General features: G+C 65.1%; 20 protein-coding genes. 4 read left to right on the plus strand and 16 right to left on the minus strand.

Annotated elements, in window-relative coordinates; genetic code table 11:
• Window positions 1–3 precede the first annotated feature (3 nt).
• A complete protein-coding gene (locus AC5P9W_RS09300) occupies window positions 4–597 on the plus strand; it encodes a mechanosensitive ion channel domain-containing protein (RefSeq protein WP_111098501.1) in 594 nt (197 codons plus the stop codon).
• 253 nt (window positions 598–850) lie between these two features.
• Here the strand turns inward: AC5P9W_RS09300 and AC5P9W_RS09305 are convergent, their stop codons facing one another.
• Window positions 851–1,939: a DNA glycosylase AlkZ-like family protein gene (locus AC5P9W_RS09305; protein ID WP_180832463.1), complete on the minus strand. Its 1,089-nt coding sequence runs from the start codon at window positions 1,937–1,939 to the stop codon at window positions 851–853.
• Between the two features lie 36 nt (window positions 1,940–1,975).
• Complete coding sequence (locus tag AC5P9W_RS09310) at window positions 1,976–2,578, minus strand: TetR/AcrR family transcriptional regulator (RefSeq protein ID WP_111101915.1); 603 nt, start codon at window positions 2,576–2,578, stop codon at window positions 1,976–1,978.
• A gap of 239 nt (window positions 2,579–2,817) precedes the next feature.
• On the opposite strand from AC5P9W_RS09310, the gene AC5P9W_RS09315 reads away from it, so the two are divergent.
• Window positions 2,818–5,013 carry a TonB-dependent siderophore receptor gene (locus AC5P9W_RS09315; protein WP_206621588.1) on the plus strand — a complete coding sequence of 732 codons (2,196 nt, stop codon included), beginning with the start codon at window positions 2,818–2,820 and terminating at the stop codon, window positions 5,011–5,013.
• Between the two features lie 292 nt (window positions 5,014–5,305).
• Window positions 5,306–6,694: an NUDIX domain-containing protein gene (locus AC5P9W_RS09320; RefSeq protein WP_495219111.1), complete on the plus strand. Its 1,389-nt coding sequence runs from the start codon at window positions 5,306–5,308 to the stop codon at window positions 6,692–6,694.
• 132 nt (window positions 6,695–6,826) lie between these two features.
• Here AC5P9W_RS09320 and AC5P9W_RS09325 read toward each other — a convergent pair whose 3' ends face one another.
• From AC5P9W_RS09325 to AC5P9W_RS09380, 12 genes are all read right to left on the minus strand, one after another.
• Entirely contained in the window at window positions 6,827–7,192 is a 366-nt protein-coding gene (locus tag AC5P9W_RS09325; protein WP_329858979.1) for a hypothetical protein, read from the minus strand.
• Window positions 7,193–7,649: 457 nt separating this feature from the next.
• Window positions 7,650–8,285, minus strand: a complete 636-nt coding sequence (locus AC5P9W_RS09330) for a TraX family protein (RefSeq protein ID WP_188249865.1) — start codon at window positions 8,283–8,285, stop codon at window positions 7,650–7,652.
• Between the two features lie 155 nt (window positions 8,286–8,440).
• Complete coding sequence (locus AC5P9W_RS09335) at window positions 8,441–9,223, minus strand: fimbrial biogenesis chaperone (protein ID WP_111101910.1); 783 nt, start codon at window positions 9,221–9,223, stop codon at window positions 8,441–8,443.
• A 39-nt stretch (window positions 9,224–9,262) separates the two neighbouring features.
• Window positions 9,263–10,288, minus strand: coding sequence for a fimbrial protein (locus AC5P9W_RS09340; RefSeq protein WP_111101909.1), 1,026 nt, complete (start codon window positions 10,286–10,288; stop codon window positions 9,263–9,265).
• 137 nt (window positions 10,289–10,425) lie between these two features.
• Window positions 10,426–11,448, minus strand: a complete 1,023-nt coding sequence (locus tag AC5P9W_RS09345; protein WP_111101908.1) for a fimbrial protein — start codon at window positions 11,446–11,448, stop codon at window positions 10,426–10,428.
• Between the two features lie 27 nt (window positions 11,449–11,475).
• Window positions 11,476–14,058, minus strand: coding sequence for a fimbria/pilus outer membrane usher protein (locus tag AC5P9W_RS09350; RefSeq protein WP_111101907.1), 2,583 nt, complete (start codon window positions 14,056–14,058; stop codon window positions 11,476–11,478).
• A gap of 86 nt (window positions 14,059–14,144) precedes the next feature.
• Window positions 14,145–14,891: a fimbrial biogenesis chaperone gene (locus AC5P9W_RS09355; protein WP_111101906.1), complete on the minus strand. Its 747-nt coding sequence runs from the start codon at window positions 14,889–14,891 to the stop codon at window positions 14,145–14,147.
• A gap of 80 nt (window positions 14,892–14,971) precedes the next feature.
• Window positions 14,972–15,529, minus strand: a complete 558-nt coding sequence (locus AC5P9W_RS09360; RefSeq protein ID WP_111101905.1) for a fimbrial protein — start codon at window positions 15,527–15,529, stop codon at window positions 14,972–14,974.
• A 165-nt stretch (window positions 15,530–15,694) separates the two neighbouring features.
• Window positions 15,695–16,378 carry an outer membrane protein gene (locus tag AC5P9W_RS09365; protein WP_180832477.1) on the minus strand — a complete coding sequence of 228 codons (684 nt, stop codon included), beginning with the start codon at window positions 16,376–16,378 and terminating at the stop codon, window positions 15,695–15,697.
• 74 nt (window positions 16,379–16,452) lie between these two features.
• Window positions 16,453–17,382, minus strand: a complete 930-nt coding sequence (locus AC5P9W_RS09370; protein WP_180832479.1) for a hypothetical protein — start codon at window positions 17,380–17,382, stop codon at window positions 16,453–16,455.
• A 190-nt stretch (window positions 17,383–17,572) separates the two neighbouring features.
• On the minus strand, window positions 17,573–17,776 hold the full coding sequence (locus AC5P9W_RS09375) for a hypothetical protein (RefSeq protein WP_146268403.1): 204 nt from the start codon (window positions 17,774–17,776) through the stop codon (window positions 17,573–17,575).
• 95 nt (window positions 17,777–17,871) lie between these two features.
• Window positions 17,872–18,543 carry a LuxR C-terminal-related transcriptional regulator gene (locus AC5P9W_RS09380; protein WP_180832481.1) on the minus strand — a complete coding sequence of 224 codons (672 nt, stop codon included), beginning with the start codon at window positions 18,541–18,543 and terminating at the stop codon, window positions 17,872–17,874.
• Window positions 18,544–18,618: 75 nt separating this feature from the next.
• Here AC5P9W_RS09380 and AC5P9W_RS09385 point away from each other — a divergent pair, with 75 nt between their 5' ends.
• On the plus strand, window positions 18,619–19,275 hold the full coding sequence (locus AC5P9W_RS09385) for a response regulator (protein WP_180832483.1): 657 nt from the start codon (window positions 18,619–18,621) through the stop codon (window positions 19,273–19,275).
• A gap of 26 nt (window positions 19,276–19,301) precedes the next feature.
• On the opposite strand, the gene AC5P9W_RS09390 is transcribed toward AC5P9W_RS09385, so the two are convergent.
• A complete protein-coding gene (locus tag AC5P9W_RS09390) occupies window positions 19,302–22,682 on the minus strand; it encodes an ATP-binding protein (RefSeq protein ID WP_206621586.1) in 3,381 nt (1,126 codons plus the stop codon).
• A 32-nt stretch (window positions 22,683–22,714) separates the two neighbouring features.
• The gene (locus tag AC5P9W_RS09395; protein WP_180832487.1) at window positions 22,715–25,396 is read right to left on the minus strand and encodes an ATP-binding protein; all 2,682 of its coding nucleotides are present in this window, start codon (window positions 25,394–25,396) and stop codon (window positions 22,715–22,717) included.
• Between the last annotated feature and the right edge of the window lie 32 nt (window positions 25,397–25,428).

Consider the following 25,428-nt stretch of genomic DNA (forward strand, 5'->3'; position numbering starts at 1 on the left):
CTCATGGCCGGATTGCCCGCCTGGATCCAGGATTGGCTGACCGTGGTTGTGCCGGTGGCCGAGGTGCTGGCCATCCTCGGCGTCGCGTGGGTGATGGTGCGCGCCCTGGCGTGGCTGCTGGTGCAGGCCCGGCAGCGCGGCAGGCTGGCTCCAGAGCTTCATGTGGGCCTGCGCCGCGGCGGTGCATTGCTGCTGTATCTGGCGGCCGCGCTGCTGATACTGGAGCGGCTGGGCGTTTCGCGCTCGGTGCTGTGGACCGCGCTGACCGGGTTCATGGCGGTCGGTGCGGTGGCGTTCTTTGCAGCGTGGAGCGTGTTGTCCAACCTGTTCTGTTCGTTCCTGATCGTGGCTACGCGCCCGTTCCGCATCAACGACACGATCGAAGTGCTGGAAAGCGTGGACAAGCCGGGCCTGTGCGGCCAGGTGGTGGACATCAACCTGATCTACACCACGCTGAGTGATCGTGGCGAAGGCGCGCGCGGTTGCCTGCTGCGCGTGCCCAACTCTCTGTTCTTCCAGCGCATCACCCGGCACTGGGGTGACGGCGGGTATTCCCAGCTGCCGGGAGGCGTGCCAATCAAAGGCAAGGCGCGCTGAGTAGCTGTAGAGCCGAGCGCATGCTCGGCTTGCTGCGTGCAGCGCTCGGTGCAGCGAGACCTGAACGGAGTGCAGCCGAGCGCGGGTTCGGCTCTACAGGTGCCATAGCGGGCGGCCCTATTCCGCCGTCAATGCCAAGATAGGGTCCAGCTGTGCAGCACTGTGTGCCGGGAACTAGCCGAAGCCCAGCCCGATCACAGACGAACACACCAACGCGGCCAGCACCAGATCGGCACCCATGCGCCGCTTGGCGCTACAGGAACTCCGCCATGCGTTGCAGCTCTTCGTCCAGCGCGCCACGAAACACCTTGTCGCGGGCCAGCGACTTGCCGGCATAACCCACGTTCGACACCAGCTCACCCTCGCGCACGCTGAGATTGGCCCAGCCCACCACCTGGTCGTGCCACAACACCGGCAGTGCGTAGTAGCCGTACTGGCGTTTCGGCGCAGGCGTGTACGCTTCGAACTTGTAGACCCAATCCCACAGCAACTCGAAACGGCGGCGGTCCCACACCACCGGGTCGAACGGCGCCAGCAGGCGCACCTGCTCGTCTGGCGCGTGCCTGCGCGAGCGTGGATTCTCGTCTGCCGGCCAGTACCAGGTGGTGCCTTCCAGCGTGCAGCTGGCCAGCTGCTGCTTGGCCAGCGCCAATGCCTTGCGGGTCTGCTCGGCCAGATGCGGTGCACCATAGCCCAGCAGGCGCACCAGATAGGTCAGGCTGGCCGACGGCAGCGGCGCGTATTTGCGCACCACCAGGTCGATCAGGGCGGCGGCGCGCTCGATCTGCGCTTGTTCGCTGGCATCTGGCTCGGCATGCGCGGCCACTGCATAGATGCGGGTGCCACTGTCGCGCCGCTGTACGCGCAGCAGGCCGCGGTAGTGCATGCCGTCCAGCAGGTGCGTGCTGGCATTGCTGGTGCCGCCCCAGTAGTTGGTCACCCGGCCATGCGCAAACGCCTGGTCAACCTCACGGGGGTGCACACTGCCGCGCTCGCGCACGAACGCCAGCACCTCGGCCGCGCGGCGATGGGTCTCGGCGTCCCACTCGCGCTTGGCCGCGCGCGGGTGCATCAGTGCCAGATGCTCGCGCGGCAGGAAGCCGTAGTTCACCAGGCAATCCTCTTCCACCGGCAGGCGGGTATACCGGCGCTCAAGATCGCCTGCGCGATAGCCCTTCACCCGGTGGCGCAGGGTCAGGTCCTGCGCGCGCGCCGGTGCCCTGATCGGGTCGGCCTGCACGAAGCCCAGGCGCCGGATCGCGGTCAGCAGCGTGGTCGGCTTGAACAGGGTGCGCGCCACCGCGTAGCGGCGAAGGTCATCGAGAGTGGGCGTGGCAGGCATGGCCGCATTGTAGAGCCACGCCATGCGTGGATGGGGTCACGGCAATCCGTCCCCGTCGTCCGCATCCAACAACTGCAACGACCCGATCACCAGCGCCCGCATGCCCTGCTTGAACTCGGTGATCACCTGCCCCTCCTCGTCATCCGCAATCGCGTAGATGGTGTCGGCGCCGGCGATGCAGTAGAACGCGATCGTGGCCAGCAGCCAGCGCGCCTTGTCCACCGGCAGGCCGAACACCTCGGCCACGTGGGCCTGGTGCGAGGCGATCTTTTCCAGCATCGGTGCGGTCGCCACCGTGCGCCGCAGCAGGTACGGGGGCAGCCCGGGATGCGCCTTCACCACCTCGCACAGTGACTCCACGAACACCGTCAGGTAGCCCTGCAGGCCACCCGCCGCATCGGCCGAGGCGCGGGGGATCTGCCAGCGCTGGAACACGGCTTCGGCCACCAGCCGCTTCAACGCCTCCAGGTTGGCCACGCGCTTGTACAGCGCCGCCTGGGTCACCGCCAGTTCGGCGGCCACGTTGGCCATGGTCAGGTTGGGCAGGCCCAGACGGATGCCGATGTCGGCCAGGCGCTCCGGGGTGATGGTGGGCGGGCGGCCACGGGCCGCCGCCAGGGTCTCAGGGTGCATGTTCATACCGTAGCGAGGGTGCCAGCAAAGGGACCCTCTTGTCCGCTTCATATGATTTAGTTTAATTTACTCAACTAATTAGGAACGCGTGTGGTTCGCAACCCCGCCGCCGTCCGCAATCGAGCCCATGGCTCACTTCCCGCCAGGTCCCCACCCAGCCGACAACCCTGCGCTGCGCCCTCCCCCGTGCTTGCCGTCGGCAGCGCGCCAGGCGCGCTCGCACCTGCGATTCACAGGAACCTGGCATGACCGTGCACCACCTTTCCTCTCCGCTGCAGCGTGCAGCGGCCGCCGCGACCCGCGCGCAGATGCATCCGCCAATGGCCCGGCGCTACCGGGTGTCGGCCTTGGCGCTGGGGCTGCTGGCCTCGTTTGCCGCGCTGGCCGACTCCGCGCCGTCCACCCTGCCCTCGGTGCAGGTGCAGGAACAGCGCCGGGTCACTGCAGACTATGCGGGCGGGCAAGTGGCCGCCGGCAGCCGCGTCGGCCTGCTCGGCGACAAGGACTTCATGGACACGCCGTTCAGCACGATCAGCTACACCGAGTCGTTCATCCGCGACCGCCAGGCCAAGGACCTGACCGACGTCATCGCCGCCACCGACCCCAACGTCTTCAGCAACGGCGTCACCGGTTCGTGGAGCGAGAACTACGCGATCCGCGGCTTCGCCTCCAGCACCAGCGATACCACCTTCAATGGCCTCAGCGGCATGGCGCCCTACTACCGCACTTCGCCGGAAATGTTCGAACGCATCGAGGTGCTGAAAGGCCCCTCCGCGCTGCTCAACGGCATGCCGCCGGGCGGCTCGGTCGGTGGCAGCGTCAACCTGGTCCCCAAGCGTGCCGGTGATCAACCGCTGCTGCGGGTCAGTGCCAACTTCGCCTCCGATGCGCAGTTTGGCACCCATGTGGATGTGGGGCGTCGCCTGGGCTCGAACAAGCAGTTCGGCATCCGCTTCAACGGCGCCTGGCGTGATGGTGACGGCGCAGTCGGCAAGCAGCGCAAGAAAGTACAGCTCGGTTCGCTGGCACTGGACTGGCGCGGCGAACGTGCGCGGCTGTCGGCGGATCTGTACAGCGCCGATGACCGTGTTGACGGCCCGGCACGTGGCGTCGGCCTGGCACCGGGCGTCGCCATTCCGCGGCCGCCGCGTGGCGATACGCTGATCAACCCGGACTGGGCCTACGTGGACAGCCAGGACAAGGGCGCGATGCTGCGCGGCGAACTGGACATCAACGATAGCCTGATGGCTTACCTGGCCTACGGCAGCAGCAGGACCGACTACCGCTACAACGGCTCGATCAGCGCGCAGATCCTCAATCCAGCCGGCGACTTCACCACAGTGATCGGCCAGCTCGCCTTCGATATCAGGAAGCAGTCCGCAGATGTCGGCCTGCGTGGCTCGTTCCACACCGGCAGCATCGGCCATCAATGGGCTGCCAATGTGACCCACTACCAGCACACTCAGAACGACTATGGCCGCCGCAGCGTGCCTGGCTGGGACTGGACCACCAACCTCTACAACCCAATGTGGGGCCCGGCCGCGCCGTTCGTAGCGCCGCACATCTCGCATACCGAACTGCGGCTGGACAGCATCGGCTTCGCCGACACCTTGTCCTTCGCCGATGAGCGCGTGCAGTTGACGCTCGGCGTGCGCCGCCAGCAGGTGGTCAGCGAGACCTTCAGCGTGGCCACGGGCGCACGCACTTCACGCTACGACGAGAGCGCCACCACCCCGGCTGCGGCGCTGCTGCTGAAGGCCACCGACACGATCTCCCTCTACACCAACTACATCGAAGGCCTCAGCCAGGGCGCCACCGCGCCGATGACCGCTACCAATGCCGGTGATGTGTTCGCACCGTTCCGCACCAAGCAGAAGGAGCTGGGCCTGAAGCTGGACCTGGGCACCTTCGCGCACACCTTCAGCGTGTATGAAATCAAGCGACCGAGCAGCTACACCGACCCGGTCACGAATATCTTCTCGTTCGGTGGCGAGCAACGAAACCGCAGCGTGGAATGGGGCTTCTTCGGTGCACCGATGGACGGCGTGCGCCTGCTCGGTGGCGTGGCCTATGTGCAGCCGAAGCTGACCCGCACGGCCGGTGGCGTGAATGAAGGGCGCATCGCTACCGCCGTGGCGCAGCGGCAGGCCAAGCTGGGCGTGGAGTGGGATGTGCCGACCTTGCAGGGCCTGACCTTGACCGGCACTGCCACGGCGATGTCCAAGCAGTACATCAGTGCCGACAACCGCCTGTCGGTGCCGGGGCGGACGTTGTTCGACGTGGGCGCGCGCTACAGCACCACACTGGCCGGCAGGCCGCTGGCGCTGCGCGCCACGGTGAACAACGTGACCAACAAGGCGTACTGGGGCATGCCGTTGCTTTCCAGTCTGGCGCTGGGAGCGCCGAGAACAGTCTTGTTGTCGGCGACGATGGATTTCTGAGCCGGCGACGTTCTCGCCCATGGCATCCACGCATGGCGTGGATCTACTGGGGCTTGCCACCGCCCGGGTAGGTGCCAACCTTGGTTGGCACTGCAGCATGCATCCACGCATGGCGTGGATCTACCGAAACCCAGTAGAGCCAGGCCATGCCTGGCTGATACCGTGGCGATCCGCCAAACATCCACGCATGGCGTGGATCTACTGAAGCGCACTGTCGGATTCGTACGAATCCGATAGTGTCCTTCCCGGCCGGACTGCACCATCGGCGTGACCCTCCTCACGCGGTGGTGCCATGCGCCTTCCAGCCTTTCCTTCGTTTGCCACGTCGTTGCGATACGTGCTGCTCGCAACACTCCTGCTCGTACCCCATCTGGCCAGCGCCGCCTCGGTCTGCGTCATGCGTTCGGGCGAGCGCATGCTGCTGGTGCAGGATGTCACCTCGCGCTGGCAGCTGCCCGGCGGAACAGCAGAACATGGCGAGTTGCCGCAGCACACTGCCATCCGCGAAGCGCTGGAAGAAACCGGGCTTGTCGTCGCCACCACCGGCCTGCTGGACGACGAGGCGGGCGTGCATGTCTTTGCCTGCCGCGCCCTCGAGCCGGTCCAGGTGCAGGGTAAGGCGGTGAACCTGCTGGATGCGCCGCACCTCGGGCGGGAGATCATCCAAGCGCGCTGGGTCAGCCGCGACGAGGCTCGTAGATTGCGCACGCGGTTCCCGCAGCAGCTGGAGCGCGCCTATCAGCAGCTGCACGCTGTACCCGCCAGCGAAGTGCACGCCGTCGAGCGCTTCGCGCCGGTATCGGCGTTTCGGCAGGCCGAGGTGGATCGCGTGCAGCGCACCCAGCAGTGGCCGGTGCGCGGGCTGGCGGTGGTCGGTAACGTCCTGGGCGAATTCTGGTTCTACCTGCTGGCGATGCCGGTGTTGTGGGTGGCGTTCGGTGCGCAGGCAACGCGCCTGATGCTGATGGCGTTGATGGTGGTCACGCTGGCCGTGCAGAGCATCAAGGTCTTCGCACCGGTGCCACGCCCCTTCAGCTTCGATGCCACGCTCAGCTTGGCCGGTGCCGCTGGCCCTTCCCTGCTCAGCGGGCACACCACCAGCGCTACCTGCTTCTTTGTACTGGCCGCGCTGTGGTTGTTGGCACGCCAACACATCACCGGAGGGTTCAAGCGCGGGGCAGTGCTGGGCGTCGCGCTGATGGCCGGGGTGATCGCCGGAATGGCCCGGGTCTGGCTGGGGGTTCACTATTGGAGCGATGTTGCCGCGGGGTTGCTGTTGGGTAGCGCGATCGCAGCTGGAATCCATGCGTTCGGGACATCGCCGGCACGCCACGAACACCCGGCGGTGCGCGAGCGGATCTGTTGGGCTGCCATTGCCTCCGCCAGCCTGGCGGTGGGTGTGGCCTGGCAGGCCGTGCCGCTGCTATTGCCGTTCTGCGTAGCAGCCGCCTGCGCGGTGGTGCCACGTGCAACCCAGGAGCGAGCGTCGGTGGGATCTGCGGCATTGCTGCTGGTCGGCCTGCTGGTGCTGGGTGGCGTATGCCTGCCGATGGCCCAGCACGTCGAGCCATTCGTGCTTGCGGCCAGCCTGCAGGCGCTGGTCTACATGGGGCTGGGTGCCTGGGTGGCCTGGGGCGCGGGCGCCGTTACCGCCTTGTGGCCGATGAAGCACCCACGGTAGCGTCCACGCATGGCGTGGCTCTGCTGTAGAGCCGAGCCATGCTCGGCTGCGTATTGTCCGGTGAGCCGAGCGTGGGCTCGGCGCTACCCGTCGTCAGGCGATCCGCCAACAGCATCCACGCATGGCGTGGATCTACTCGGGGTGCAGGCGGAAGATGGCGTGGTTGGTGAGCGCCAGCGCGGCCAGCTTCAGGCCTTCCATCACGCGGTCGCCCACGTAGTGTTCCGGGCCGCCGTTCTGGCGGGCGCGCTCGGCGGCCAGCAGGATCTCGTTGACGATACGCAGGCCGGCCAGGGCGCCATCGCTGTCGGCCAGGGCCAGGCAGCGGCCGGGTAGCTGATGGCGCTCGGGCCAGGGCTGGCCGTCGGCAGCGGCGCCCAAGCCAATCTGGTGCAGCAGCGCGATGAGGTTATGGGGATCGCGCGATGCGTCCTCGCCCTCTTCGGCATTGGCCGGGGCGTAGTGCGCGCGCAGGTGGGGAATATCCGATGCGTTCATGGCTGGTCTCCGTACAGGGATACGGTGCCACCGCCCTTAACAAGGGCGGCGGGACGGTACGTGTGTGGAAACCGGTAGCTAAGCGTCATTACCCGGTGGGTGCGCTTGCGCGCACCCCACGTACCGCCCGCCATGGAACGCGAACGGAATGCCAGCCGGCGCCGCGCAAGGCGACGCCGGCTGGCAAGCGTAAACAACGCATAGCTAAACGGGTTTCCACACCCGGCCACCCTTTTCCGGTGGCGATCCATCATGGGCACAGCAGGCTTGCCATCAGCAAGCGCTGCGGTGCACAGACGGAGACATTCATGCAGCAGGCGGCATTGTCGCATACCCGCAGACGCCTGTGTTTCAGGGGGTTTGGCGCACGAAGGCCAACGATCGCGCCCCCGCTTCCCGAGAGCCCGTTCCGCGCCACCCACCGCCCTTCAAGTCATCCGCAACGCCAATCCCGACATCACGAAAGCACACGGGCCAGCAGCACCAGCGCCGCCAGATGCCCCACGTAGTAGCCATAGAACGCCCAGCGCCAGCGTGGGATGCGCCACTGCACACGCGCCAGCGCCCACGCCACGGGAATGGCCAGCAACGCCCAGCCGTTGTGATTGGCCCAGCACACCGCCGCAAAGCCGATCAGCAACAGCCACCACGCGCGGTGCCGGAACGCGATCCAGCCCAGCACCACGAAGCCGACGCCGGCCCATTGGTAGTCCACCACGGCCGGCAACACCCCTGCGGCCAGCAGCAACAGTAGTGGCCGGTTGCGGGCCAGCGCGAACACCGCCAGCGCGGCTACGGTGAAGGTCAACAGGATGTTCAACGGCAGCCAAGCGCCGAAGGCCAGCGCATGCAGCGGCTGCGCGACCAGACCCCACAGGCCCAGACGGCGGATCGACCTGACCAGGTCGGCGCCTGGCCGGGCCAGGTTGCAGGCCATCACCAGTGCGAACAGCGGAAACGCCAGACGGCCCAGCTCGCTCAGCACTGGCACGTACCCGCCGCAGAGCACCTTGGCCACGTGGTCGCCGGTCATGGACAGCAGTGCCAGCCATTTCAGCGCTTCGATGGCGCTGCTGGTGAAGGCAGGTTGCATCGGGGCAGCAGGTGTGTCTCGGACAGGTGCGCGGGTCTCCATCTTGCGATTATGGACAGGAGACTCACTTCAAGGGAGGGCAACGATCACCGTCATCACCGTTCCTTCCCGTTCGGCGGACATCCGGGCCTGGGCCTTCGACCGCAAACGATACGTCAGGGGCGGGTCGCCACGTCCAAAGTTCGAGTGGCCGGGTGCAACTGCCCGTCGTCATCGATCCACTCGATGCGAACGTTTCGTGGATTTGCGGGAGCCTCGGCAGGCACTGCAATATCCACAGCCTGTCGAGGCGGCACTGCAGGATTGTCCAGTTCAACTTCGTTGCCGGTGTCACCCAAAGTAATGCGGCCCAGGTTGAAGTAGAACGGTGTCGCGTTGGTTACCTTCAACGCGCGCCGCTCTCCGTCGCCCTGCAGGGTGAAGGTGATCCCTTCGGTGCGATCCACAGGAGGCTTGGGCAGTCCTGCCGGCCGATACAACACCTTGTACCGGCTGCGCACCATGACATTGAGCTCATTTTCTCCGCTCTGGCCCGATTTCGGTGGCACCGCCATCACGTTCAACCAGTAAAGATGCTCCCGGTCGTCAGTGGGTGCCTTTTCGCGCAGTTGCAGTACACGCAGCTGGTTCTTCTGCCCGGGCTCCAGCCGCAGCAGGGGCGGACCCACGAGGAACGGCGCAGAAGAGGCTTCCGGCGCCTGCTCCGCGTCTTCGTCACCGATCCACGCCTGCACCAGCACCGGTACCTCGCTGGCATTTGTCAATGCAACTGCAACCTCCTTGCTGCTGGCCGGGAACACCACCCGGGTGCCATCCATAGCTACCTGCGCCCAGGCCGCCACGGGCACCACCGTCAATACCGCCCCCACTACGATCTGACGCCAGCGAGCGCAGGCAGACCGGCCACTATCAGTTTCGGTTCCAACCACGCGAATCATCTGCAGGGATCCTCTGGTTTCCAGTTCAACGGCACACTCTCATGGATAATCAATGCGGAAACGCACCGTAGCGTTCGCGTCACCGGGAATCAGATCCGCAGTCTTCACCGCAATGCGGAAGTAGCGTGCGCCAAATTTCTCAGAGCGAGCACCATCGGCCGCACTGTCGCCAAACCAGTAGGCCCTATCAAGATCGATGGGTTCACTAAAGATCCCCAGCAGTTGAATGCCGACACCTTTAGCCCCCCCCTCCACATTCACAATGCCCCGGCTACGGTCAAAGACCGTGGTAGTACCTGCTGGCTCCACAAAGTAGCGGACCCGACCGGCACCCGTTTCGCACGTTAGATCCACGGTGAACTGGCGGGTGGCGCCGTAGGAATCCACCGTTGGCAGGCGGGTGACTGAAGTAAGCCCCATCGGCACTGTTTTGGATGCAACACGGCAGAGTGGTCGATGGTCCACTTCAAGAGTCATTGCACTGAGCCGGTGTTGCTGGCGGAATCTGTCACTGCTCTGGAAATGCTGCATGTCCAGCACGTGCTGCCCCGGCAGCGCGTAGCTGTCTGGCATGGTGTTTCCGGTCTTGATGAAGCGAATGGCGATCAGACCGGAATTAACCTTGTTGCTGGCCGGACCTGACCGCACCCTCTCTCCGCTGCGTATTGCCCCATAGAGATACGAACCGGCTGAAGCCGGGTCAGCGCGCACTCGGATCACCATACCGATGCCAGGGGCGCCCGTCTCGAAGACACTATAGGTACGCCCCCCCTCGTGGTATGTACCCGCTTCCGGCAGGACGCCGATATGGTAATTGATGTACGGCGCCCCGCCGCTGGTACCGCAATTCATGTACTCCTGAGCACCCGAGTCAATCCAGGGGCCCAGTGCTTCGCCAATCTCCACCGTGTTGGCTACAACGCGGGTTGTTGCCGGCAATGGAAAGGTAAACTCCGAGCCCCAGGAAATACAGGCAGCGGCCGCCATTCGAGGCAACAGAAGCGCCACGATGACCAGTCCTGCCTGCAATCCACTATAGATATGCCTTCCGAGACTGCCATTCATGATCCCTTGCCTCGCTCCCGATTCAGTGAACCCATCGGTGAAGGGGGACTAGCAAGGTCGCCTGCCCCAGCAGCCCCCAACCTAACGGCTAGTGTCGCCGCAGATCATAAAGCATCCAGTATCGTCCGGCAGGGGGGTCAGGGGTAGTCCACGCGGAAGCGGACTGTGGCATTGGCATCGCCAGGACTCACATCCTCATTCTTCACAGCAGTACGGAAGTAGCGCGCACCAAAATCCTCACTGCGAATCCCATCTGCAGCGCTGTCACCGAACCAGTATGCGCTGTCGAGATTGATGGGGTTGCCGTCGATACCCAGCAACTGGATGCCGATGCCATTAGCCCCGCCTTCCACATTGGCAATACCCCGACTACGGTCAAAGATGGTGGTGCCACCTGTAGGCTCTACGAAGTAGCGCACTCGTCCGGCGCTCGTCTCACAGTTCATTTCGACGCTGAAGCGGCGAGTAGATCCATAGGTATTGACCGATGGCAATCGAGCGACCGCGGTCAAGCCCATCGGCACGGTTTTGGATGCTACATGACAGAGGGGGCGATGGACCACCTCCAACGCCATCGAACTGAGATGGTGTGCTTGCCGAAATTTGTCACCCCGCTGATAGTGCTGCATGTCCAGCACATGTCTTTCCGTGAACGTGTAATGCCCTGGCGTGGTTGCGCCCGTCTTGACGAAGCGGATGCTGATGAGGCCGAAGTTCCGCTTGTTGTCAACCGCTCCCGCCCGTACCCGCACCCCTTCGCGAATTGCAGCGACAGGATTCGACCCGTAGTCCGGGTCAGCTCGAGCGCGTACGACCATTCCGATCCCGGCGATGCCTGTATCGAAAATGCCATAGGTACGTCCCCCCTCTTGGTAGGTGCCCGTTTCCGGAAGAACCCCAATGTGAAAATTCTCCTGCAATATTCCGCCGGACGGCCCACAGAAGATATAGCCCTGTTCCCCCGTGCTGATCCAAGGCCCGATTGTTTCACCGATTGCGGCAGAATTTGCCACAACGACGGCTCGAGCTGGCAGCGGAAATGTGTATGAACCCCAATCGGGAGAGCAAGCTGCAGTGGCCAGTCCAGGCAGTGCCAAGGCTGCGAACGTCAACAATGCGGCGCAGCTACGGTGGGTGGAATTTCTTGAAGCAGTCTTCATTAGTTTCGTCCTCGATTTGATCGCCGACTACTTGGTGACATCAACCAGCCTGCGCTCCTCACCCGGCGCACAGCTGCTCTGATGCAACACACCGGCCTCGACGCCACGCAGGTCATACGGAATGCGGCACTGGTCTGAGACTGCGCTGCCGTAGCGCACCGTCAGTTCCCCTACCTCTTCAACACCGCGCACCCACAGGCGGCTGCTCTGGCCCACCACGCCGACCACATCACCGGCTTCATTGGTCACATCGTTGCCAAACGGCAAGGGCTTTCCATCCGGCAGCAGCGCCTCGATCAATGCGCTGCGCCCCACCTGGGTTGGCAGCACCATCCGCACCACTGCACCGGCATTGGGTACAGCCGAAACGGTCCCCGAACTCAGCTCGACATCCAGCGGCAGATTGGTGGGATCCACATCGAACGCGTTTCGACGGAATGGAGACAAATAGGGCAATACGGCATAGCCACGGGCATCGGTTTTGACGCCGGTCATGCTGTCCAGCGCCGCACCTGCCGCACCCGGGATGTGCACCACGCCCACGGTTTCCCCCAGGCGCTGGGCCAGCGTGAGGCCGCCCGCGTGCAGCACCAGGCCACCACTTGCACCCATACTTAGCTGACTGGTGGAGCCACGACGGCTGTAGCCACCGCTCACGTATACCGTAGGCATTTGGTAGTACGCGCCCAGGTCGTAACTTGTCTGGCCGCCGTCGCGACTGACCGATGCGTTGTAGTTGCCCAGATACTGCTCACCAATGGCACCAGACACACCTACGCGCTGCGTGCTCCGCCCATTGCTCTCGCGACTGATGCTGGTATCCAGGCGCGGTGCCGCAGCCGGTACGCCCAGCGGAACGCTGTAGCTCAGGTAGAGGCTGTTGCTGGTATGGCTGACGCCGCCGGAGAACAGCGACGACTCGGTCGCCCGGCGGGCGCTGACCGAATAGGTGCCCCGCCCCAGTCGATTGCTATAAGTCGCAGAGAACGATGTCTGACGGCGGTTGTCGGACCAGTAATCGGTCATACTGCCGGTGAAGTGCAGCGTACCCTTGCCCTCAGTAAGGCGCTGATTGACGGTCAGGTCCAGACGGCTGCGCTGACGGCCCACAAGATCGTAGCCATCGCTCAGGTCCTTCTGGGCGCGCAGGCGGATTGCATCACCCAGATTCAGGAAGTCGCTGGTCGAGTAGCGATAGGCCGCCAAGGTGATGTTCGTGCTGTCTGAGAACAGCGCCTTGTTGAAGGCCACGCGATAGGACTGGCCACGGCGCCGCTCGCTGGCCACCCCATCCGCTCCCGGAAGACGAGCATCGCTGAAGGTGACGTCACCGGAGAACGCGCCCAACGGAGTATTCCAGGCAGCGCCAAGTACCGCCCCGGAATAACCTTCCGCAACGGTCAGGCCAGCATAGCCGGTGAACTGATTGCTCAGGCCACGGCGCAGGGTGGCTTCCAAGAAGCGCGGATTTTCCCCGCCGAAGTCGTCACGGAGTTCACCTGCGGTGACACTGAAGCGCTGCTGGCCCGGCCGCAGCAGCTGCGGCATGGCGGTGAATGGAATGGTGAACTGCTCTACCCGGCCATCGGCTTCGGTGATCTCCACTTCAATATCGCCACTGGAGCCGGCCGCATGCAGATCATCAATCTCAAACGGGCCCGGCGCTACCGTGGTCTCGTAGATCACATAGCCACGCTGGCGGATGGTGACGCGGGCATTGGTCTGCGCCACACCGGTAACAACCGGCGCGAAATTGTTCAGCGTATCCGGCAACATGCGCGGGTCGCTGCTGATGTTCACGCCCCGGTAGTTGACACCCTGCAGCATGTCGCCGTTCGTCGACGACTCGCCCAAGGTCAACTGCGCCCCCCACTTCGGCAGGTTGCGCTGCAGGTAGCTACGGCCAGCCGCATAGTCGGTACCGGCAGCATCGGTGTGCTGCAGATAGCCACTATGACGCAGACGCCATTCGCCCAGATTCAGGCCCGCGTCGACCGTCATGCTGGTGTGGCTGGCCTGCTGGCCACCATTACGCTGCCGATTGTGACTAACGCTATACCCAAGTGTGGCCGCGTTGATGCCCTTTTCCCAAAGCGCAGGATCCACCCAGCCGCGCGGGGTACGCAGCAGGTAGATCTGGGGAACCGAAATGACCAGGCTCTGCTCGCCTGAATCGAATTCGGCCGACGCACCCGGCACATAATCCGAGAGAGGCCGACAGGCTGCCTCGGTGGGCAACGGCAAAGGACTGGCAGTGCCCGCTTCCGGCGCATCACGCATTGCGTCCAGGCGCGCATGATTCAGGCCCAGCATTTCAAAGAGCGCCGGGGTCAGGCAGATGCGGACAGCATCATCCTCAGCAACGCGCGCCACCAGATCCAGCCGCCCGACCAATGTGCCATTGAGGAGGATGTCGGCGTTGTAGGTACCCGGCAGCAGGCTGCCTTGCTCGAAACGCTCCAGATCGATACCGCTGGCATTGCCGAACAGCATGTCCGCACTGAACTCAACGTTGGGCGCAGCGAAAGCCGACACCGGCAACAGCGCTGCCACGACAGCGGCAACCAAGGGTCGGCGTCGCGAAAGGGTGTGCTGGGGATGACGGTTCATGTCGAACTTCCTTGGGCATGAGGACGCCTGCCCCGTCCATAACCGGACAGGCGCCACTCAAAGAATGGGAATCGGAGGTTGCGGGCTCAGGGGTTGCGCAGTGGCACCGTGTGCTCGATCAGAGCACCATGCTCGCTGGCAAACTTGAACTTCACGCTTCCAGAGCGTGCATTTGCGTCACCCGGTAGTGCGAAGTGCTGCGTGGTCAGAGGAGCAATCATGGCAATGCCCTTCGCTTCCGCGCTGTTGTTGCCGTTGATGACCTCGGCACGAATCAGGCTCACGTGAAAGACACTGGGGTTTCGCACCTGCAATGCCCAGCCACCTTGGTGCGGCACAACCGACCATTCCAGATTCTCGATCACTCCGCTGACCGATTGCTTGGCCAGCGACTGCGGGCGATAGAAGAGCTTGATTCGGTTGCGCACTGAAATCTGAAGCTGTGCCGAGCCTGACCCACGCTTTTCAGCGGCCGGAGCGTCCAGGATATTGAGCCAGAATGCCGACTCACGGTCCTGCGGCAACTCGCCACCGATTTGGCGCAGGCGCAGCACCTGGCTCTTTCCTGCGTCTACACGCAGCAACGGTGGTAATGCGACGAACGGAGCACGCGTGGTGCTTGGGTCGGCCTTGACGTTGATTTCATCCACCCAGACCTGCACCAGGCTCGGGACCTGCCCGGTGTTCTGGATCCGAACGGACGCCTCCTTCATGTCGGCCGTGTAGATTACCCGGGTGCCTTCCACCACCACGTTGGCATGCGCCACCAGCGAGGTGGCAAGCAACGGCATGAGAGCAGCATAGCGAAGGGCGTTGCGGAAGAAGGTCTTCATGGCACTGTCTCCTGGATCCGGATGGCAGGACCGTGAGGTTCATGACTCACGGCCCTGCGCTCACCCGTCTGTGGGTCAGATCAGTAGTTCTCGACGTCGAACATCAGCTGCGAGGTGAAGCCACCCGCCTTGGTAGCGCCTGCTGCAGCCGTGGCCTGATAGCGGGTGGCGAACTCGTATTCGAACTCACCCGAAGCCTTGGTCGCTTCCAGCTCGGCCGTCTGCAGATTGATTTCAGTCTCGGTGCCAGATTCGATGCGCGACAGCTTCAGTGCGACATCGGACGCCGGGTCATCAACTGCATCGGTATACTGATTCGCGAGGTGACCGTTGGCGTTGACGGTGCTCTTGTAGACGTAGAGCTTCGCAGTGTCCTTGTCACAGGCCGCGCCGGAACCGGTGTCGGCCGACAGCTTGATCTTGAAGGTACGCTTACCGGCGTCAGGGCCATCGACAGCGCCGACAGTGACGTCCGGCAGTGCCACGGTGGCAGTGGAGCCGCCGCCGTCGCCGATTTCCACCTTGCAGGTGGCAGCCACGATCTTGCCGGTGAAGGTAATGGTGCCATCAGCCGCCGAGGCCGAAGCAGCAGCACCCAGCGAGAGCGCGGCGGTCAGAGCAATTGCAAGCTTGTTCATGATGTTGAATTTCCTGTTGGGTTTGGTTTTTGGCGTTCAAGCCGCGCTGTGCTGGGCCTGAGCGAAGGGCATTCCCTTCGAGAGGAAATGCTAGGGATGCCGGGCATTTCCAGGCATAGGACAACGACTAGTTTTCGCTGGCCCCACCCTGCCCGGCCGATCGGTTCAGAATGCATAGCGCACGCCCAGCGTCACTTCGCGCGATGCCAGATCCAGCTGCATCTTTTCGTCCTGCAGGCCGCGCGCGTTGGCGAAGCGGTTCCATCCGCTTTCGGTGGTGCCCAGGTCCGTGTAGCGGTAGCCCAGGTCCACCGTGGTGTTGGTGCCTGCCGCAACCGAAATGCCTACGCCCGCCGACCACGCCAGTTGCGTGCGGGTGGACTTGCCGTACTGGCGGTTCGGGTTGCCCTGCCAGCCACCGGACTGCAGGTGCGACAGGCCGGCGCCGGCCATGCCGTAGACCGACCATGCATCGTTGATGGCGATATCGCGGTACGCGTTGAGCATCAGCCGCTGCGAACGCACGTCGTGGTTGTTGAAGCTGGTAGCAAAGGCGCTGGAGCCGCTGGTGTAGGTGTCGGTGCGGCGAACCACATACTCACCTTCGGTGCGCCAGCCATTGCCGTGCGCGTAGCCGAAGGCCGCCGAACCGGTGGCGAAGTGCTGGCGCTGGTCGCCGGCGACGAACTGGCCGATGCCCGGGCGGGCACTGGCATCCATGTTGCGGGCCTGGTGGTGAGCGTCGATGACGCGGATGCTGGCGTAGTAACCCGCGTCGTCGCTGGCCAGAGCCACTGCAGGCACGCAGATCGCTGCCGCGACGCAGGCCGCAGAAAGAAGGGTCTTCATGTGATACCTCGGTGAATGAGTCGATACGAACCCAGGCCGCTGAGCGGCCTGGGTGGTCTGCGTGCGACGGCCGGTTACTTGACGCGCTGGTGGATCCAGCGGCCCTGGGCACCATCGAAGCGGAAGACGTAGCGATGGCCCTTGCGGATCAGCGCACTGTTCTTCAGATCGGTGTTTTCCGCCGACACGCGGGTGAACTGCGCAGTGTCCAGATTGGTGAACTGGTAGACGTCACCACAGACCGCTTCGCGCGGCAGGCGCATCTCCTGCGGCAGCAACGGGTCATCGGCAGGGCTGCTCAGGAACACATCGGTCCAGCGCTTGGCCGGGGTCGGCAGCGATTCGGTGGCCTGTTGGCGGCCATTGCCCAGGCGCACGTACCACACGCCATCGGCACCGTACACGAACGCGCAGTTGCGGCCCGCTTCGCAGGTGCTGGCACTGCCCTGCGCCTGCACGCCGCGCACCGTCACGTCCGCACTGGAGGCGTTGGCCACCACCAGCAACGAGCCGTTGCGGGCCAAGGTCGGCAACTGCACCGTTGAAGCACGCTTGGTGTCGTACAGGCCAACCTGGGTGAGCGTGTGATCCGAGTCTGGAATCTGCAGAGTGTCGGTGTTGCGGCCGGTCACCAGGCGCGCGGTCAGCCCACCCACCACGTCCCAACGGCTGTAGGCCGCGCTCCAGCGGAACTCGGCATTGCTCAGGCTGTCGACCGGGATATGGACCTGCTCTTCAAACACGGTCTTCCGGGCGTCCAGAATCGCGTAGCTGTCGGCCAGCGAACTGAGCGTCACGCGGTCACCGGCCTGCGGGCGCCCCGGCAGGGTGACGATACGGGCGAAGTCATCCTCCGCCAGTACGAAATTCAGGTGCGAATAGCCTGAGGGCATCTTGCCGCTGCCGCCATTCGTGCCCGGGGTCAGGTAGCCATCCGCCGCGGCGGCGGAAAGCGGGGCGACGCATGCCAGCACGGCAGCGCAGAGGAGCTTGCGTGAAATCATGATGTCTCGCTGTTGATGGGTGGAATGCCGCTCCACCACCTTCGTGGCGGTCGGCATCCGAGACAATGACGTCGACTTGCCGCTCAATCTGTCTGACGAGTACGATTTTCACGTACGCTTCACATTTGTAGCAGAAGGGGAAACCGGAACCGGCATGCAGCCCTCATTTGCTGCACGCTCAACCGCAGATCTACGGAGAGCCGGGCTCGTCCTCATGGCAGGTGCAGGGTTCGATCACGAAATTCGGCCATTGACGCCGGAGCTGCCTGCGCTGCGCTGCCGAGGCGTACAGGTACTCATTGAGCTGCTCAAGGAATCGCTTCTGCGCCTGTGGCTTGAGCTGGGCGAAGCTGGACATCAAGGCAGCAATGTGGCCATCAAGCGGGCGTGGCACGGCGGCTCCGGTGTGGAAGGACAGGATTCTCCCCACCCTACCGCTTGGATCTGGCGTAGCCATCGGACGATGCCTGTTTTGCGCATGTTCCAGCATCAATCGGATCCACCACGCCGAAGGTGCGAGGCCTGCGATGCAGAGACCAGGCCTTCGCGTACGGCATACTCGAATATGTCCGACGTGCGCTTCAGGCCCAGCTTGCGCATGGCCGAGTGTTTCTGCGTGCTGATGGTCTGGCGGCTGCGTTGCAGCTGTTCGGCAATTTCTTTCTGCGAGCGCCCCTCGGCGATCAGGCGCAGCACCTCGGTTTCGCGCTTGGTCAGCGCTGCCGCCGATACCGCCTGGTCCAGGCTGCCGATCTGGCGCTCGATGTCAGGCGAGAGATAGCCTTGACCCTTGTGTGCTGCCTGGATGGCGCATACCAGGTGATCGATGAGATCGGTCTTGGCCACGATGCAGCTTACTTCCGCGCGGCGCAGGCTGGTCAGTATCTGGGTGCCGCCAATGCCGGTCAGCACCACCAGCGGCACCTTGGGAAAACGGCGCTTCAGGAACCCCAGCAATGCCACGCCATCGCCATACTGGCCGCCGGGCATCGAAAAGTCAGTGACCGCCACATCGACGGGAGTACCACTCAACGCCTCGACCAATGACGTAGAATCGGTGGCGCTGGCGATGATCTGGATGCCCGGCACCTTCGCCAGTGCCTCCTGCGCACCGGCGATGACGACCGGGTGGTCATCGGCCACGACAATGCGAATGCTCATGCAGTAGTTTCCTTGTGTATGTGCGACCGGCTGTTGAACCACTTCCATTCCACCAGACCCAGGGAACAGCGCCCCATGAATCATCTGTTGATCCGCGTGGCCCTTGCTGACGACCACCCGGTGATCCGCTTGGGCGTGCGGGCCGCGCTGGATGAGGCGCCGGCCATCCAGTGCATTGGCGAGGCCAAGGATTCGTCCGAGCTGGTGAAGCTGCTGGAACAGGCCGAGAAGGACGACGCGCCCTGCGACGTCGTGGTGACCGACTATGCGATGCCTGGCGGCGATCATGGCGATGGCCTGGAGCTGCTCGACCATCTGCAGTCGCGCTTCCCGGACCTGCGCATCGTGGTGATGACCGGCCTGGACCAGCCAGGGCTGCTCAACCGGCTGAACAGCCTCGGCGTGGCAGGCATCCTCAGCAAGGGCGATGACCTGCAGCATGTGGCATCGGCGGTGATGGCGGTCTATGCGCAACGGCGCTACCTGTCGCCCAGCGTGGCCGAGCACCTGCAGCATCTGGAAAAGCGTCGCGTGACTTCGCTCTCGCCCAGCGAGAAGAAGGTCATCGCCCTGTTCATTTCCGGCCTGAGCGTTGCCCAGATCGCGACGGCCCTGGGCCGCAAGAAGCAGACCGTCAGCACGCAGAAGATCAATGCCATGCGCAAGCTGGGCATTGCCGGCGATGCCGAGCTGCACACTTTCGCGGCCGATCTTGGCCTCAAGGCGGACTGAGCGCCCCGCCACTCTACAGCACGCCCTCATGATTCCCGCTCCAGCCTCTCGCGGTAGGCCTGCAGGCAGGCCGACAACGCAGACTGCAGCGTGTCGAGCGTGCCCGGGTCGACCGTACGGCCATCACGCAGCTGCTGCTCAACCTCGCCGCACTGCGCACCCAGCTCCCGTTCGCCGATCATCTGCAGCACGCCCTTGAAGGCATGCACGCGATCCAGCAGGCGCTGCGCATCGTTGTCGCTGCGAGCCTCGGCAATGGCGGCCAGGTCCTTGTCGCCGGTTTCGACGAACAGCCTTCGGATGGCGACAGAGATCCCTCGGGGGCCCCCGGTCTCCGCTACGACCGGCGACTCCTGCACAGGTGGGGCAATCGGCCGCAGTCGTGACAACCCCGCCTCCAGCCGTTCCAGGTTCAGGGGCTTCAGCAGCAGATCGTCGATGCCGGCCGCCAGGCAACGCTCGCGCTCACTGGCCAACGCGGTGGCGGTGATCGCCAGGATCGGCAGCGATTGGCCACGCGCACGCAGTTCCCGCGCCAGCGCGTAGCCATCCATGACGGGCATGTTGATGTCTGTCAGTACCGCCATGAAGGCATTGTCACGCCAGAGGGCCAGTGCTGCCTGGCCATCCTCGGCAGCCTCCACCGCGTACCCGAGTTCTTCCAGCTGCTGCTGGATCAGTTCGCGGTTCACCGCGTTGTCTTCCACCAGCAGCACGGTGCCCCGCGACCGCGTGGGTGCTGCCGCGGTTACGGCACGTTCGGCGGCCGGTGCGCCGTCACCTTCCAACGCCAGCAGCAGTGCATCGCTGGCATAGCAGGTGACCTCAACGCGCGTACCGTGTTGCTCCGGCGTCAGCGGGCCCTGCGCATGCGCAAGCACGGTACGCCGATGCAGTGCCTGCAACTGCTGCTCTTCGTCCTCGTTCCATGCCCGGTGATCGCCGACGATCAGCAGCACATCGCCGCTGTCATCCGCATTCGGCCGATCCAGCGCAGTCACCTCCGCGCCCCAGCCCGCCAGCAGGCGCGTCATCTCGGCACGCCATTCAGGTGTGGTCGACAACACGGTCACCTGCTGCCCCGCCAGTGGCGCCGCAGCGGGCGGGGCCGCCTGCAGCTGCATCGGCAAGATGAGGGTGAAGCTGCTGCCCACGCCCTCGGTGCTGTCCACGGCCACCTGCCCGCCCATGGCCTGCGCCAGCTGCTGGCACAGTGCCAGGCCCAGCCCGCTGCCACCGAAGCGGCGCGAGACGCTTGCATCGGCCTGCTGGAACGGCTGGAACAGCTGCGCGGCCTGTTCTGCATTCATGCCGATGCCGGAATCGATGACCTGTACCCGCAACGTGTTGCCCGCCTCGCCCGGCCGCAGCTCGGCGCGCAGCAGGATTCGCCCGGATTCAGTGAATTTCACCGCATTGCTGACCAGGTTGTTGAGGATCTGGCGGATGCGATGCGCATCACCGATGCATTGGTGGTCCGCCGGCGCTTCCACGGCGTAGTAGAGGCGTACGTTCTTGCGCAGCGCATCGGGCGCGTACAGCAGGGCAACGCTTTCAATCAGCGGGCGCAGCGCGAACGGCGCCGGTTCCACGTCCAGCTGGCCGGCCTCGATCTTGGAGAAGTCCAGCACGTCACTGATGATCCGCATCAACGCATCGGCCGAGAAACGGATGCGATCCAGGCGCTCGCGTTGCCCGGCCTGCAGCGGCGAGCGCGCGAGCAGTTCCAGATGGCCCAGCACACCATTGAGCGGGGTGCGGATCTCATGGCTCATGGTCGCTACGAAGGCGGACTTGGCCCGGTTGGCGGCCTCGGCCGAGTGCCGGGCCGACTCCGAGTCTTCGCGCGCCCGGCGCAGGTTGTCTTCCAGTTCGCGCTGCGCGGTCACGTCACGCATGGCGCAGACCCATACCGGCTGGTCGTGATAGGTGGCACGCGACAGACTGACCTGTAGCTGGCTGCCAGCCCCGCCCTGCTCCGGCGACCATTGCAGCTCCACGATCTCGTCTTCGGCCGCATTGCGCCCCAGCTCCACCAGGCGTGCATACAGCGGCGTAATGCCCTCGTGCCGCGGCGATGCGCCCGCCGTACCGCCCACCAGGTGGCGCGCGGCCTCGTTCTGCAGCAGCGCCGCCCCGCTGTCGCGCGCCAGCAGTGCCAGCCCGATCGGCGCGGTGCCGATGATCACCCGGCTCAGCGCCTCGCTTTCGTACACGCGCGAGGCATCGGCCAGCGCCGGGGTGAACACGCGGCGGTCGATGCGCCGCAGCAGCCACCACAACAGGCCGATGATCAGCAGCGCACTGAGCCAGCGCGCCAGCAGGTAATAGCCTTGGCTGCGCCAGATATCGCCCCAGTCGTAGACATGGCTTAGGGTCCAGTTCACCCCTGGCAGGCTGCAGGTGAGGATGAAACGGCCCTGCACATACTCGCGCTTGGGCTGGCTGGCGGCCGTGCCGCCCAGCGTACCCAGCAGGATGGCCTGATCCTGCGCGGACAGGCCGCCAGTGCTGAACACCACCTGCTGGTTGCTGGACGCCACCAGGTAGCGCCCCTGCTCGCGGGACTGCAGGCGGGCGCGGATGTTGTCGATGGACTCGAACACCACCCGGCGGAAGTACGGGGTGGTGCCCTCGGCCATGGTCACCATGCCGATCAGGGCCGGCTGGCCAGTCAGCGGGTTGGTGCCGTAGTGCGACAGCAGGCGCCCCTCGCGGGAGGCGGCGCGGATCGGGCCCGGCCGTGGCGCCAGTTTGCGGATCTGCGGTTCGTTGCTCAGCAGCCGCGCAAACGCCTGGCGCCGGGTCGGTACACCCAGCATCTGCAGCAGCTGGGCCTCGTCACGCACATTGGCCACCGCCACCAGCCGCCCCTGCGGCTCGTAGGCGTACATCAGCACCGGACCACCTGCGTCCTGGGCGGTGATCGAATCTGCGGTATAGGCGGAATAGATATCCACCATGCCGAGGTAGGCACGCAGCTCGGCCTCGGGCAGCGGGTTGTCGCGCGCGCCAAGCACCAGCCATGGCACGGCGGTACGGCCCTGGGCACGCACCACCACCTCGTCACCCTGGCCGTGGAAGCGCTCGGCCAAGGGTGTTCCCACGTGCTGCAGGGCCGGGCGCTGGTCGCGCCACAGCACGTCGTTGCCATTGATGGATGTGGCGTACGCACGGTCGCGCTGGAACAGGAAATAGTCCACCGCGGCGCGCGCTTCGCCGAAGGACTGCCGTTCGCGCGCGTGGAACTCTTCCACATCGGCCACCGAACTGACCAGTGTGGCCAGCAGCACCAGCACCGCGATCAGGACACCGCCGCCCAGAAGCAGGCGCCGCCGCAACCGGCGCAGGTCGTCCAGGCGTGCGGCCGCCCGGCCCGTACCGTCTGCGGTGTCGGCGTCTGCCATGACCTTGATCCTCAGCTGAGTGCACATGCAATTTATCCGATTGCGCCAACAACTGACGTATTCGACTCTGCGAGGCCGGGGCCTGCCGTCAGTGCCTGGCGCAGGGCCTCGCTGGCGTAACAGGACACTTCAACGCCACGGGGCAAGCGGTGGGGTCGCAAAGGTCCCTCCCGACCGACCCAGACCAGTGGGTGGCCCGCGTCCTGCACGGCCTTCAGCCCTGCTGGGGAAGGCTCGAAGACCACCACCGGCGTGCCTGCGCGCAGATCACCCAGGCCACCCTCGGTGCCCGGACAAAGCAGCCTGACCTGCCCGCCCCAGCCGCGCAGCCGGCGTTCCAGTTCACCGCGCCAGGGCCCTGCGGCGGCCAGCAGTCCAATCTCGCGGCCAAACAGGGGCAGTGCTGGTGGTGTGGTGATCGAGGTCAACAGGGGCACTTCGAATACGAAGCGGCTGCCGACACCCGTGGTGCTCTCTACCCAGATGCGCCCTTGCATGCGCTCGCACAGCTGTTGGCACAGGGCCAGGCCCAGGCCTGAACCGCCAAAGCGCGACAGGATGCTGGCGTCGGCCTGCATGAACGGCTGGAACAGGCGCTCGCACTCGGCTGCGGTCAAGCCGATTCCTGAGTCGGTCACGTCCAGGCGCAGCCGCGCCTGCCCTCCCTCGCGGCGGCAGGCCAGCCGCAGCTGCACGCGGCCAGAGGCCGTGAATTTCAGCGCGTTGCTGGCCAGGTTGCGCAGCACCCGTTCAATCGCCGCCATCGGTGCCACGGCCACCTCCGGCACCTCCGGGTCCACCACGCAGTCCAGCTGCAGGCCCTTGGCCTGCGCCATTGGCGCATACAGCACCGCCACCCGTTCCAGCAGCGCCGCCGGCGCGAACCGCTCGGGGTTGAGCGTCCATTGCCCGGACTCGATGCGAGACAGGTCCAGCACGTCGGTGATGATGTCCATCAGCGAGTCGGCTGACTGGCGCAGGCGGATCACCCGTTCCAGCTGTTCCGGATGCAGCGCCGCACGGGCCAGCAGCTCCAGATGGCCGATGATGCCGTGCAGCGGGGTACGAATCTCGTGGCTCATCGCGGCAACAAAATGCGACTTGGCCTGGCTGCAACGCTCGGCCTCGCGGGTGCGCTCCTCCTGCTCCCGAAGCGTATGCACCTGATCGGTCACGTCTTCCACCACCAACAGCACACTGCCCGGCCAGGTGCGGCCACCCGGCCGCAAGCGGGCGCGATGGTGCCGCAACTGGCGTGCGTCGTGGATCGAGGGTAGCTCGCTGTCGATCAGACCCGCAGCGGCAGGATCGTTGCGTAGTGCCGCTTCACACAATCGCGGCAACAGGCGGGCGCCTGTCCCCAGGTCCATACGGCGCAGCGTTCCGTTCTGGTCCTGTACCGCGCCGCTGCGTGCGTCCAGCAGTGCCACACCCACAGGCAGGTGTTCGAGCAGCTGCTGCAGGCGTTCATCGCGCGCGTAGATGTGCTGTACCTGCTCCAGCGCCGGCGTGTACATGCGTCGATGCAGCCATATCAGCAAGGCCCACAACAGCGCCAGCGCCGCCATCAACAACAGGCCACCGGCCACCAGCACCGGCGCGATGCCCTGCAGGATGTCGCGCCAGCAGTAGGTCTCCACCAGCGTCCACGGCGTGCCGGCCACACCCAGCGCCAGGGTAAACCGGCCCTCATGGAAGCGCGCCCGGGTGGCATCGCCCAACAGCACCCAGTCGCCCTCGGACAGCGGCGACTGCGGGGCGGCGCCCGGCTCGCTGGACGCCAGCACGCGCATTCCGTCGCGGTCCACCAGCGTGATATGCCCCTGGCTGTTGCGCCGGAGCAGCGCCTGCAATCGCTCGATCGGCTCGTAGGCAACGAAGGTCGCAATGGGCGAGGCCCCGTCCAGGGCCTGGAACACCGATACCAGCGACGGCTCACCGCTGATCGGGTGGCGCGCGAACGAGCGCCTTGGCTGGCCACGCTGGGTCACGCTTTCCAGCAGCGGCACCTGGTCATGGCTGGAGGCCGGTGCCAGCAGTTGTGCCGGTGCACGCAGATGTTCGAACACCTGCTGCCGGGAGTCGACCGCCAGCGCGTCCATCAGGCTGCGCTCGGTCAGGCCCCTGTCCAGTGACAGGTACTGGCCACTGGGATCGAAGAAATAGGAGGCACTGGCGGGCTCACCGTCGGTGGTGCTGGCGGTCAGGCGCTGGATCAACGACACCGCCGCACTCAACTGCAGATACCGCTGAAGTTCGGCGGCTGGCCAGTCAGCCGTGGCAAGACCCAGCGCCATCTGCGGGCGGCTGCGGTCATCGGCGACCACCATCAGCCGCTGGCCGCCCTCGAGGTAGGCCCGGCGCATGGCCTGCGGCGGCGTATCGCCCAGTGAGATATTGCGCCCCCACGCGTAGCCCGCCATGTTGGCCACGCGCGCGTAGCTGGCATCCTGCCGCGCCAACTGGATCTGCAGTGCATTGTGCGCGCGGCGGAAATCGGCAATCCGACGTGCTTCGAACCGGTTCACCTGCACCACCAGCAAAGTGATCAGCACGCTGATCGAGAGCAGGCTGAGCACGGCACCGCAGGCCAGCATCAGCCGGCGCGGGTAGCGCTTCAGCGCACGCAGCTCATCGGCATCGGTGGCAGCTGCACGTGCACCTGGAAGGGCGCGGAACGGATCAGCAGCAGTGGAAGGAGCAGGGGGGCGCATGAGCGTGGCCAGGGGCGACCGGAGCGTTTGGG

It is taken from the genome of Stenotrophomonas sp. YJH_SMC_33 (genome assembly GCF_059372295.1).